8 protein-coding genes and 1 pseudogene are annotated in these 11,658 nt (G+C 67.8%); 1 reads left to right on the forward strand and 8 read right to left on the reverse strand.

The genetic code is table 11. From position 1 onward, the window contains the following. The 8 genes from RBT54_RS17360 to RBT54_RS17395 all read right to left on the reverse strand — a co-directional run. The coding region (locus RBT54_RS17360) for a putative bifunctional diguanylate cyclase/phosphodiesterase (RefSeq protein ID WP_320368272.1) at window positions 1–2,214 on the reverse strand (2,214 nt) is incomplete at its 3' end. Window positions 2,215–2,311: 97 nt separating this feature from the next. Further along, complete coding sequence (locus tag RBT54_RS17365) at window positions 2,312–3,244, reverse strand: ABC transporter permease (RefSeq protein WP_320368273.1); 933 nt, start codon at window positions 3,242–3,244, stop codon at window positions 2,312–2,314. Between the two features lie 13 nt (window positions 3,245–3,257). After that, window positions 3,258–4,331 (reverse strand): ABC transporter permease, encoded by a 1,074-nt coding sequence (locus tag RBT54_RS17370; protein WP_320368274.1) that lies wholly within the window; start codon window positions 4,329–4,331, stop codon window positions 3,258–3,260. Then, window positions 4,324–5,928: an ABC transporter ATP-binding protein gene (locus RBT54_RS17375; RefSeq protein ID WP_320368275.1), complete on the reverse strand. Its 1,605-nt coding sequence runs from the start codon at window positions 5,926–5,928 to the stop codon at window positions 4,324–4,326. The genes RBT54_RS17370 and RBT54_RS17375 overlap by 8 nt, the downstream gene beginning before the upstream one ends. Window positions 5,929–5,960: 32 nt before the next feature. Next, window positions 5,961–6,770, reverse strand: a complete 810-nt coding sequence (locus RBT54_RS17380; RefSeq protein WP_320368276.1) for a tetratricopeptide repeat protein — start codon at window positions 6,768–6,770, stop codon at window positions 5,961–5,963. Window positions 6,771–6,783: 13 nt separating this feature from the next. Continuing rightward, window positions 6,784–7,023 (reverse strand): hypothetical protein, encoded by a 240-nt coding sequence (locus RBT54_RS17385; RefSeq protein WP_320368277.1) that lies wholly within the window; start codon window positions 7,021–7,023, stop codon window positions 6,784–6,786. A 113-nt stretch (window positions 7,024–7,136) separates the two neighbouring features. Beyond that, on the reverse strand, window positions 7,137–10,010 hold the full coding sequence (locus RBT54_RS17390; protein ID WP_320368278.1) for an adenosylcobalamin-dependent ribonucleoside-diphosphate reductase: 2,874 nt from the start codon (window positions 10,008–10,010) through the stop codon (window positions 7,137–7,139). Window positions 10,011–10,173: 163 nt separating this feature from the next. After that, a complete protein-coding gene (locus RBT54_RS17395; RefSeq protein WP_320368279.1) occupies window positions 10,174–11,196 on the reverse strand; it encodes a cation diffusion facilitator family transporter in 1,023 nt (340 codons plus the stop codon). A gap of 182 nt (window positions 11,197–11,378) precedes the next feature. On the opposite strand from RBT54_RS17395, the pseudogene RBT54_RS17400 reads away from it, so the two are divergent. Beyond that, window positions 11,379–11,658, forward strand: a pseudogene (locus RBT54_RS17400) (tetrathionate reductase subunit B); the annotation flags it as partial.

The raw sequence follows: 11,658 nt of genomic DNA on the forward strand, positions 1-11,658 counted from the left end.
GGCAAACAGATAGCCTTGGAATCCATCGCAACCGTTGTCCAGCAGGCAGGTGTGTTGCGCATGGGTCTCGACGCCCTCTGCGATCACGCGCAGGCTCAGCGCGTCCGCAAGCGCCATGATGGTGCGCACGATCGCCAGGCTGCTTGCATTGTCCGGCAGGTCGCGCACGAATACGCGGTCGATCTTCAACTCGTCGAGCGGCAGCTGCTGCAGGTAGCTCAGCGACGAATAGCCCGTGCCGAAGTCGTCGATGGAGAAGCGGATGCCCATCGCGCGCAACTGCTTCATGGCGGTGATCGCCTGCTCGATGTCGCTGAGTAGCAGCGATTCGGTGATCTCGAGCTTGAGCCGCTCGGCCGGGGCGCCGGTATGGGCAAGCAGGGCGCTCACCTCGTCCACGAAGCCGGGCCGATAGAGCTGGGCGGGGCTGACGTTGACCGCCAGCGAGCAGGACTGGAGCCGGGGGTCCGCAGCCCATCCGGCGAGGGTGCGGCAGGCCATTTCCATGGCCTGCCGGCCGAGCTCGGGCATCACCCCCATCTGCTCGGCAAGCTTGATGAACTGGAACGGCGGTATGGCACCCTCTCGCGGATGCGTCCAGCGCAACAGGGCCTCCGCTCCGGTGATGCGGCCTTCGCGGTCGAACTGGGGCTGGTAGTGCAGGAAGAATTCGCGGCTCTCCAGGGAGGCACGCAGCGCGGCCTGAGTGCGCATGCGTTCGCTGAGGCTGCTCTGCATGGTCGGATCGAAGCTGCGCACGGTGTTCTTGCCGCTGCGCTTGGATTCGTACATCGACAGGTCGGCGCGCTGCATCAGCTCTTCCGCCGTGTAGGGGCGGTCGCCGAACATCACCAGGCCGATGCTCGCGGTGGTGGTCTGCTGTCGGCCGCCGATGCGGTATGGGGCGCCGAGCCGGGTGAGTATCTTGGCAGCGACCTGATCCGCTGCGGCGACGGCCTCCCTCCTGCCTTGTGGGAGGTGCTCGAGCAGGATCACGAACTCGTCGCCGCCGAAACGTGCCACGGTATCCGTTTCACGCACGATGGCACACAGCCGCGTGGCGGTTTCGCGCAGGAGCAGATCCCCTGCCTGGTGGCCGAAAACGTCGTTGATGTTCTTGAAGTCGTCCAGGTCGATGAACATCAGCGCGCCATGTGCGCTGCCGCGGCTGCCGTCGCCGAGTGCGTGCTCCAGCCTTTCCGTCAGCAGCCGGCGGTTGGGCAGGCTGGTGAGGGGATCGTAGAAGGCGAGATTGCGAATCTCCGCTTCGCTGGCGCGCGCCTGGGTGACGTCCTGCACCAGCGCGACCACCGCACGCTGCCCGTCCAGGGCGTGGTCGAGCGCCTGGATGGAGGCGCGAAAATCGCGTGCGCCGGCTGCGGTGGACAGGGTGTACTCCAGGGTCTGGCGCGCTCCGGTATCCAGTGCGCGTGTGATCGCCGCGAGACCCGCAGCGCCTTGCGCCTCGGGCAGGACTTCATCGAAGCGTCTTCCGATCACGCTCGCCGCCGGCGTGTGGAGCAGTTCGTGCCTGCTCGTGATGACCTCGAGAAAGCGCCCGTCCTCGTCGATTAGGAACAGCAGATCGGGCAGCGCCGCGGTGATTGCGCGCAGGCGAGCCTCGCTCTTCTGCAGCGCGAGCTGCGTGGCGCGGCGCCGTTCGATGTCGAGCAGCAGCATGCCCACCAGGGCGGTGCCGGCGCCCATCACGAGCAGATAGGGCAGGCCCAGTGCTTCGAACACGCTCGCCATGCTCTGTCCGGGAACCTGGGAGATCATCAGCAGGGTGATGAAGTGCAGGACGACCCCGAACGCGAACAGGCCGAGCGGCGCCTTGCTGGCCCCCAGGCTGCGCAGCGTACCGCGGTAGAACAGCCCGCTGGCCACGGCGATCACGATCACCGTAACACCGATCGCCGCGCCGCCCCCGCCAAGCGCGATGCGATAGCCCGCGGCGATGAGGCCTGCGAGCGCGCCGGTCAACGGTCCGCCGAACAGGCTGGCGAGGCTGAGCACCACCGAACGCGGATCGACGATGACTCCCGGTGCGAGGGTTACCGGCATCATCATGCCGGCGACGCAGATCAGCCCGAAGATCAGCCCCGCGCCGAGCTGGGCCTGTAGACTGCCCGACGCCCAGAAACGCTGGTTGACGCCGAGCAGCATGCACAGGGCGAGAAGGAGGGCAGTGGTCCGGATCAGGTCGAGGAGCATTATGGGGGAGGCGCCGAGCCTCTCCGGTCAGGTTCGGGCGCGATGCTACGCCACCCGGAGGCGGGGTCAACCCGAAAATTTCACGCTTTCGGCAGCGTCAGCTTTCCGGCCGGTAGGGCTTGCCCAGCGACACCGGAGAGTTGAGCCGGATCGTGCCGGCGTTGCGCGAGATCGCCACCAGCACGACGATGGTCGCCCAGTAGGGCAGGGAGGACAGCAGCTGCGAGGGGAAGTCGATCTGCAGCCCGGAGCCCTGGATGAAGAGCTGCGTGATCATGACGCCGCCGAACAGGTAGGCACCGATCATCACCCGCAGCGGCCGCCAGGTGGCGAACACCACCAGCGCCAGCGCGATCCAGCCGCGCCCGGCGACCATGCCCTCGGCCCACATCGGCGTGTAGAACACCGACAGGAAGGCGCCGCCGATACCGGCCATGGCGCCGCCGAACAGTACCGCCAGATAGCGGATGCGGACCACCGGATAGCCGATCGCGTGCGCCGAGGCGGGCGATTCGCCCACCGCGCGCAGCACCAGCCCGGCGCGGCTGCGGTGCAGGAACCACAGCAGCGTCCAGAACAGGGCCCAGGAGAAATACACCAGCGCCTGCTGGTTGTAGAGCGCCTCGCCGATGAGCGGGATGTCGGCGATGAAGGGAATGCGGATCGGCGGCACCGCCTGCAGCGCGACCGCTTCATAGGGTTTGCCGACGAAAGCCGCGAGGCCCACGCCGAAGATTGCCAGCGCGAGGCCCGAGGCGACCTGGTTGGCCATCAAGGTCAGCGTCAGCACGCCGAACAGCAGCGCCATCGCAATGCCTGCGCCCATGCCGGCCAGCACGCCCAGCCAGGGGCTGGCGCTGTGGTGGGTGACGGCGAAGGCGGCGACCGCGCCCATGGCCATCATGCCCTCGGCGCCCAGGTTCAGCACACCGGCCTTCTCATTCACGAGCAGGCCCAGCGCGACGATGATCAGCGGGGTTCCCGCCACCACGGTGGCGAACAGGATCGATGTGAACAGGCTCGCATCCATTTCCGTTGCCTCCTCAGTCGCTCTGGGGCGCGCGGCGGCGTAGCCGCAGGCGGTAGTGGATGAACACGTCCGAGCCCAGCAGGAAGAACAGCAGCATGCCCTGGAACACCATCGAGATCGAGCTCGGCAGGTTGAGGTACTGCTGCGCCTGTTCGCCGCCGATGTAGAGCAGGGCCATCAGCAGGCTGGCGAGCAGGATGCCGAAGGCGTTGAGCCGGCCGACGAAGGCGACGATGATCGCTGCGAAGCCGTAGCCGCTGCCCACCTTGTCGGTAAGCTGGCCCATCGGCCCGGCAACCTCGCCCATGCCCGCGAGCCCCGCTGCCGCCCCGCCCAGCAGCAGGCCGATCCACACCATGCGCTGTGCCGAGAAGCCCGCGTAGCGCGCCGCATCGGGCGCCTCGCCGGCCACGCGCATGCGAAAACCGGCGAAGCTGCGGTTCATGAAGGCGTAGCCGGCCACCAGCACCGCCAGCGCGAGCACGAAGCCGAAGTGCAGGCGGGTGCCCTCGAGCATCATCGGCATCAGCGCCGCGTCGCTGAACATGCGGGTCTGCGGGAAGTTGAAACCGTCGGGGTCCTTCCACGGCCCGAACACCAGCCAGGATACGAAGAGTTGTGCCACATACACCAGCATCAGCGACACCAGGATCTCGTTGGCGTTGAAGCGTGTGCGCAGCAGCGCCGGAATCGCGGCCCAGGCCGCGCCGCCGAGCGCGCCCGCCAGTACCATCGCCGGCAGCAGCAGGGCGCTTTCGGTGCCATCGAAAGACAGTGCCACCCCGGTCGCGGCCACCGCGCCGAGCATGAACTGGCCTTCGGCACCGATGTTCCAGACATTGGCGCGAAAGCCGATCGCCAGGCCGATCGCGCACAGCATCAGCGGCGTGGCCTTGAGCAGCAGCTCGGAGACGCCGTACAGATCCTTCACGGGATTGAGGAAAAAGATGCGGAAGCCTTCGGCCGGGTCCTTGCCGAGCGCGGTGAAGATCACCATGCCGCCGGCAAGGGTCAGTGCCACCGCGAGCAGCGGTGAGGCCCAGGACATCAGGCGCGAAGGTTCGGCGCGGGCTTCGAGTTCAAGCATCGGCGGGCTCCGTCGGCATGCCGGCCGGGGGTTGGTGTTCGAGGTCGGCGGCGGGCCACATGCCGCTCATCCACACGCCGATGTCTTCGAGCGTGGTGGTGCCCGCGGGGCGGGTGGGTGACAGCCGGCCCTGGGCGATGACGGCGATGCGGTCGCAGATCTCGAACAACTCGTCGAGCTCCTCGGAGATGACCAGCACCGCACAGCCGCGGTCGCGCAGGTCGATCAGCGACTGGCGGATGAAGGTGGCGGCTCCCACGTCCACGCCCCAGGTAGGCTGGGCGCACACGAGCAGCCTGGGCGCCTGCAGGATCTCGCGCCCGACGATGAACTTCTGCAGGTTTCCGCCCGACAGTGACTTGGCCGCCGCGTCGGGGCCGCCGCACTTCACGTTGAAGGCCGCGATGCATTGCCGGGCGAAGTCGCGCGCGCGCGCGAAGCGCACGAAGCCGCCGGCCAGCATGCCTTGCCCTCGTGCGGCGGTGAGCAGTGCATTGTCGGCGAGCGACATGCCGGGCACGGCGCCGCGGCCCAGGCGCTCCTCCGGCACGAAGCACAGGCCCAGCCTGCGCCGCTCGGCGGGCTTCAGACGGCCGGCTTCGACGCCGCAGATCTGCACGGGAAACTTCTCCGCCAGCACCTCCTCGCCCGAGATCGCGCGCAGCAGCTCCTGCTGGCCGTTGCCCGACACGCCGGCGATGCCGACGATCTCGCCGGCGCGCACGTCGAGGTGGATGTCCTCGAGGTCGGTGCCGAACGGGTCCTCGCTGGCGTGCGACAGGCCGGCCAGGCGCAGGCGCAACTCGCCGTCGGTGCGTGCCGCGCCATGCACGCAGTGCGGGAGGTCCTTGCCGATCATCATGCGCGCCATCGACTGCGGCGTTTCCTGCGCCGGGATGCACTCGCCTGTGACCTTGCCGCCGCGCAGCACGGTGGCGGTGTGGCAGAGCTCCTGAATCTCGTCGAGCTTGTGGCTGATGTAGAGGATGGAACAGCCTTCCGCCGAGAGCTGGCGCAGGGTTGCGAACAGCTTGCGTACTGCCTGCGGGGTGAGCACCGAGGTAGGCTCGTCCATGATCAGCAGGCGCGGGTTCTGCAACAGGCAGCGGATGATTTCGACGCGCTGGCGCTCGCCCACCGAGAGCGCGTGCACACGACGGCGCGGATCCACCGGCAGGCCGTAGCGCTCGGAGACCTCCGTGATGCGCTGCGCCAGCGCGTCCAGCGCGGGTGCTCCGGGCAGGGCGAGGGCGACGTTCTCCACCACGGAAAGCGTCTCGAACAGCGAGAAATGCTGGAACACCATGCCGATGCCGAGACTGCGCGCATGCGCCGGGTTCTCGACATGCACCTCCGTCCCCTCCCAGAACAGGTGGCCTGAGCTCGGGCGGGTGACGCCGTAGATGATCTTCATCAGCGTCGACTTGCCCGCGCCGTTCTCACCCAGCACCGCGCGGATCTCGCCCGGTTGCACCGCGAGGTCGACCCCCTCGTTGGCCACCACCCCCGGATAGACCTTGCCGATGCCGCGCAACTGCAGTCGCGGTGCATCGGAAGGGAGGTGCGGCAGGGAAGACGGGGTGGGCTGGTTGGGCACGGGTTGGTGGCGGGGGGATGTTGTGAGCGCGCTCAGTCGCCTGCCGCCGGTGCGACGGGTTCTGCGGGCGCTGCAGTGCCGGGCTCGGCCATGGCGGGGGCGAGTTCGGCTTCGTCGATCGACAGCGCCTGGGCGCGGCGCAGGTCTTCCGGGTTCAGCTTCAGGGCGACGCTGTCGCGTTCGTGCACGCCCTCCATGTTCATGGCGGCAGCGGCGCGATTGAACCAGACATAGGCTTCGACCGCATCGGGTTCCACGCCGATGCCGCTGCGGTACAGGCGGCCGAACTCGACCATGCCCTCGGGATCGCCTGCGCGCGCCGCCTCGCCGAGCCAACGCGCGGCGAGCTCGAAGTTCTGCGGCGTGCCGATGCCGCTGCGGTAGCGCTTGCCGAGCAGCACCATCGCGCCGGTGTGACCGGCACCTGCCGCACGCTTGAGCCAGTTGCCGGCTTCCTCGCCCTTTCTGGCGTCACTGCCGGCCTCGGCGAGCAGGGCGCGGCCGAGGCGGAACTGCGCCTCGACGTCGCCGTCCTCGGCCGCGGCGCGGGTGGAGGTCGAGGTCGTTGCTGTGTCGACCGCGGGCGGGGCGTCCTCGTCGAATGCGATGATCACGGTGGCCGCGAGGATGGCTGCGACCGCGGCGGCAGCGCCCACAGCAGCCCACATCGGCCAGCGTCGTCCGCTCCCCTGCGGGTGCACGGGCGCGAGGAAGCGGTCACCGCAGGCCGGGCAGCGGAATGGGTGCATGCCCGGATGGGCGGCGCGCTCCTCGTGCGAGCGCCAGCGGGATTTGCGGCACGCAGCCGCGGTGCAGGACGGGCAGCAGACGGAGGTGCTCATGCCGGCGGTCCGGTCAGCTCTTCCAGACGATCATGATCACCACGACCGCGATCACGAGCAGCAGCGTCGAGCCGCCAATGGTGGCGACGAGCGCATTCTCCACCAGCAGGCTGCGGCGTGCCGGCGCGTGGAAGCGGTGCACGCAGGACATGCAGCGCCAGGCGCGCTCGCCCTTGTGGGCGCGCTTCTCGTCTTCGGATTGCCAGGGAGATTCGCGACAATCGGTGCCGTCGCAGCGTGGGCAGGTGGGCATGGGGGCTCAGACAGGTGCGGGCCGCTTGAGCGGCCCGCACCTGCACGATCTCGTTCGGACAGCCGCGATTATAGGCTATGAAGCCCCGGTGTCCGCCTCTGCCGCACGCGTGCTCAACCGCAGGTGCCGACCGCGCCGCAGGCGGTGCAGAAGTCGCAGCCGTCCTTGCGGATCACCGTGTGGTTGCCGCACTCGCTGCACAGCGCGCCCTGCATCAGCTTGGGCTCGCTTTCGTCGCGCGGCGACTCGAGGATGCCCATCTCGCGCGTCGGGTAGCCGCGCTCGTCGAGCACGCCGAGCATGGCGTAGCGGTGGATGATGAGCTGTGCCAGGTAGGCGACCGTGCTGGGCCAGTTCTGCTGGCGGCGGGTACCGGGCACGAAGGCCATGAAGTCGCCCAGCGGCTCGGGGTAGTCGAGCAGTTTGCGCAGCTTCATGCCGATCCAGGCCGGGTCCATGACGCGCATGTCGAGCGACAGGATGCGGGTCAGGCCGTCCAGGGCGCGCGGGTAGTTGCCCGACAGCCACACCGAGTACGGGCGGGTGACGCCGTCCGGCAGGGTGATCTCCTTCAGGCCGAGGACGAAGTCTTCACCCGTGGCCGGGTTGTAGATGTCCACCGTCCACGACAGCGTGCCGTCGGTGCCGGTCTTGGGCTCCTCGAGGCTGAACAGGGTGTCGAGCACGCCGTTGCTCTCGTCTTCCTTGTCGAATACGCCGAGCTTTTCGCAGCGGTAGTTCACCGCCTGGGCGAAGGCCGACACCACGCCGGGCACCAGCTTCTTCTCGCCGTGCGGCGGGAAGGGCATCTCGAACGAACGCTCGCCGACGGTGCGGGCCAGCGTGTCGAGCTTGAGCTTGAGCCAGCCCCGGTCGTTGGCGCGCATGTCCATCGACAGGGTCTTTGCGACTGCGCCGAGGCCGCGCGGCTGGTCGGCGCCGTTCACCCACACCTCGAACGGGAAGCTGCCGCCGTTGTTGCCCACCTGGCCGACGAACAGCGCAAAGCCGCCGGACGGGGTGTTGAGCATGTAGGTCCAGGCCAGGTTGCCATCGGGCAGGTCCGGGCGGCCGGGCCAGCGCAGGCTGGAGAGTACCGGTGCCGGCAGGTTCTTGATCGACAGGCGCTTGTTGGCGTCGGCGATCTCGACGTCGTGCGGCTGCTTCTGTTCGGCGGTCGGTGTGACCGACAGCACCGAACCGAGCACGTTGTTCGGGCGGTAGGTCGCAAGACCCTTCAGGCCGGCCTTCCACGCGGTGAGGTAGAGGTCCTCGAATTCCGCGTAGGGGTAGTCCTCGGGCACGTTCACCGTCTTGGAGATCGACGTATCGATGTAGGGCGCGACCGCGGCGACCATGTCCTTGTGCGCCTGCGCGGAGATCTCCAGTGCGGTGACGAAGGATTCCGGCAGCTTGTCGACGTTGCCGCCGAGGTGGCGGTACAGGCGCCACGCGTAGTCCTCGACCGCATACTCCTTGAAGGTGCCGTCGGCCATGCGCTTGCGGCGGGTGTAGGTGTAGGAGAAGGGTGGCTCGATGCCGTTCGAGGCGTTGTCGGCGAAGGCCAGGCTGATCGTGCCGGTGGGCGCGATCGACAGCAGGTGCGAGTTGCGGATGCCGTGCTTGCGGATCCTGTCCTTCACGTCGGCCGGCAGGCGCGAGGCGAAGTTGCCGCCCGACAGGTACAGGTCGGCGTTGAACAGCGGGAAGGCGCCGCGCTCCTTGGCCAGGTCGGAAGAGGCGAGGTAGGCACGGTTGCGCATGAACTCGGAGATCTTGCGCGCTTCCTCGCGGGCCTCGGGCGTGTCGTAGCGCTGGCCGAGCATGATCAGCGCGTCACCCAGGCCGGTGAAACCCAGACCCACGCGGCGCTTGGACTGCGCTTCGGCATGCTGCTGCTCGAGCGGCCAGTGGGTGGCTTCGAGCACGTTGTCGAGCATGCGGATGGAGACGTCGACCACCTTGCCGAAGCCGGCGTAGTCGAACTCGGCCTTGTCGCTGAACGGGTTCTTGACGAAGGGCGTCAGGTTGATCGAGCCCAGGCAGCAGCAACCGTAGGGCGGTAGCGGCTGTTCGGCGCAGGGGTTGGTGGCCTCGATGGTCTCGCAGTAGTACAGGTTGTTGTCCGCGTTCATGCGGTCGAGGAACAGGATGCCCGGCTCGGCGTGGTCGTAGGTCGAGCGCATGATCTGGTCCCACAGATCGCGCGCGCGCACCTTGCGGTACACCCACATGCCGTCGTCGCGCTGGTAGGCGCCGGCCTGCTTCAGTTCTTCGGTGGGCTCGGCCTTGTGCGCGAGCTCGACGAAGCCATCGGCCTCGACCGCCTGCATGAAGGGGTCGGTCACGCCAACCGAGATGTTGAAGTTGGTGAGGTCGCCTTCGTCCTTGGCGTGGATGAATTCCTCGATGTCCGGATGGTCGCAGCGCAGCACGCCCATCTGCGCGCCGCGGCGGGCACCGGCGGATTCCACCGTCTCGCACGAGCGGTCGAACACGCGCATGTAGGACACCGGGCCGGAGGCGTTCGACGCCGTGCCCTTCACCAGCGCGCCCTTCGGGCGGATCGACGAGAAATCGTAGCCGACGCCGCCACCGCGGCGCATGGTCTCGGCGGCCTGGGCCAGCGCGGTGTAGATGCCGGGGCGGCCATCGACGGCCTCGGTCACCGAGTCGCCCACCGGCTGCACGAAGCAGTTGATCAGCGTGGCGGCCAGCGTGGTGCCCGCGGCGCTGTTGATGCGGCCGGCGGGCACGAAACCCTTTTCCTGCGCTTCGAGGAACTTCGCTTCCCAGTGGGCGCGCTTGTCCTCGGACTCGATCGTGGCGAGCGCGCGCGCGACGCGGCGGCGCACTTCGGCGACGGTCTGTTCGTCACCCTTGGCGTATTTCTCGACGAGGACCTCGCCCGAGATCTCCTGCATCGGCAGGTTGGCTGCGGTGGGCTTGGCGCCTTGCGGTGTGGAGGTGCTGGTGGTCTCGCTCATGGTCTTCTTCTTCGTCCTTGGTAGGCGTGGAAACGGACGAAAGAATAGCGCGTAAGCGTGAGTAGTGCAAAAAAATAAAAACGTTCATAAACAATGAGTTATACGTTTTACTTGTGTTTTCAATGTTTTGCACGCACTAGATCTAGTAGCTCTTGAAGAGGGGCTATTTGCTCGAAAACCCAGTATTCATGCGGGTTTCGGAGGCAGCGCGCGGCACGAAAAGCAAGGGGTATGCAGGGGGTAGTTCGGGTTGGAGCGTGACGTGTTCGATGCTGAAGCGCTCGCGCAGCAAGGTCTGCAGGGCCGCAAGTGCCTCGGGCCAATGTACGGCGGCGTCGAGCACGACGTGCGCGGAGAGCGCGGTGCGGTGCGAGTCCAGGCTCCAGATGTGCAGGTCGTGCACCGAGCGCACCCGCGGCACGGCTGCCATCGTCTGCCCGACCTCGGGCAGCGACAGCCGCTCGGGAACGCCTTCGAGCAGCGTGTTGAGCACCTGGCGCAGCAGGGACAGCGTGGAAAACAGGATCAGACCGCAGATCAGCATGGTCAGTAGCGGGTCGATCGGGGTCCAGCCGGTGTAGAGGATCACGATGCCCGAAGCGAGCGCGGCGACGGAGCCGAGCAGATCGCCTACGACATGGAGCAGCGCGCCGCGGGTGTTCAAGTCGCCTTCGCCGCGGGTGAGCAGCCAGGCCACGACGAGGTTCAGCACCAGCCCGCCGATCGCCACCAGGATCACTGCCTCGCCCGCCACCGCGCGCGGTGTCAGCAGGCGCTCGACCGCATGCCATACCAGGCCGCCAACCACAGCGAGCATGAAGAACGCGTTGACCAGCGCAGCGAGCGCCTCCACCCGGCGCAGGCCGTAGGAATGGCGCACGCTCGGCGCGCGCAGGGCGACGCGCGCGGCGAGCGCGGCCAGCCCGAGCGACATCGCGTCGGTGAGCATGTGCCCCGCGTCGCCCAACAGCGCGAGCGAGCCCGACCACCATCCCGCGACGGCCTCGACCGCTGCAAAGCCCAGCGTGAGTGCGAGTGCCAGTGGCAGGAAGCGGCTTGCCGAGTGGTCGTGGTGGTGGTGGCCTTGCGGTCCATGGCTGTGACCGTCATGAACGCCGCCATGCTGATGGTGGGCGGGGTGCTCTTCGGGCTCTTGGTCGGGACCGTGCCCGGGGTGGGTAGGCATCGTTGCGCGCTCTCGAGGGAAAACCTGGCCGATTATGCCCCTCCCGCGGCTACGCCGGCATTGCGGGCGGCGGTCGGCACAATAGGTAAAACCATCTAGCCCCCTGCCTCATCTCCCCAATTTCTGTAGGGGTATCGAAAGCCTAGAGTGGCACCCACGCCAATGGCTCGTGGAGTACCGCAATGAACAAGGCTTTCCAATCCTCCGATTCCGCTGCCTGTGCCGGCTCGGCACCGGTTTCGGCCTCGCGCCGCAACTTCCTGCGCGGCGTGCCGGTGGTCACCGCCGCGGCGGCGATGGTGCCGACGCCGGCGATCGCCGCCACCGGCAAGCAGCAGTGGGCGATGCTGATCGACGTGCGCAAGTGCATCGGCTGCCAGGCCTGCACGGTGTCCTGCATCCAGGAGAACGCGGTGCCCGAGGGCAGCTTCCGCACCGTGGTGTCGACCTACAGCGTCAAGC

Origin of the sequence: Thauera sp., from assembly GCF_034003485.1 — a bacterium.
Classification (GTDB): domain Bacteria; phylum Pseudomonadota; class Gammaproteobacteria; order Burkholderiales; family Rhodocyclaceae; genus Thauera.

Coding starts and splice junctions, on each gene's coding strand:
- RBT54_RS17390 (WP_320368278.1), bottom strand. CDS start 10,010: ATGAGCGAGACCACCAGCACCTCCACACCGCAAGGCGCCAAGCCCACC.
- RBT54_RS17385 (WP_320368277.1), bottom strand. CDS start 7,023: ATGCCCACCTGCCCACGCTGCGACGGCACCGATTGTCGCGAATCTCCC.
- RBT54_RS17365 (WP_320368273.1), bottom strand. CDS start 3,244: ATGGATGCGAGCCTGTTCACATCGATCCTGTTCGCCACCGTGGTGGCG.
- RBT54_RS17370 (WP_320368274.1), bottom strand. CDS start 4,331: ATGCTTGAACTCGAAGCCCGCGCCGAACCTTCGCGCCTGATGTCCTGG.
- RBT54_RS17395 (WP_320368279.1), bottom strand. CDS start 11,196: ATGCCTACCCACCCCGGGCACGGTCCCGACCAAGAGCCCGAAGAGCAC.
- RBT54_RS17380 (WP_320368276.1), bottom strand. CDS start 6,770: ATGAGCACCTCCGTCTGCTGCCCGTCCTGCACCGCGGCTGCGTGCCGC.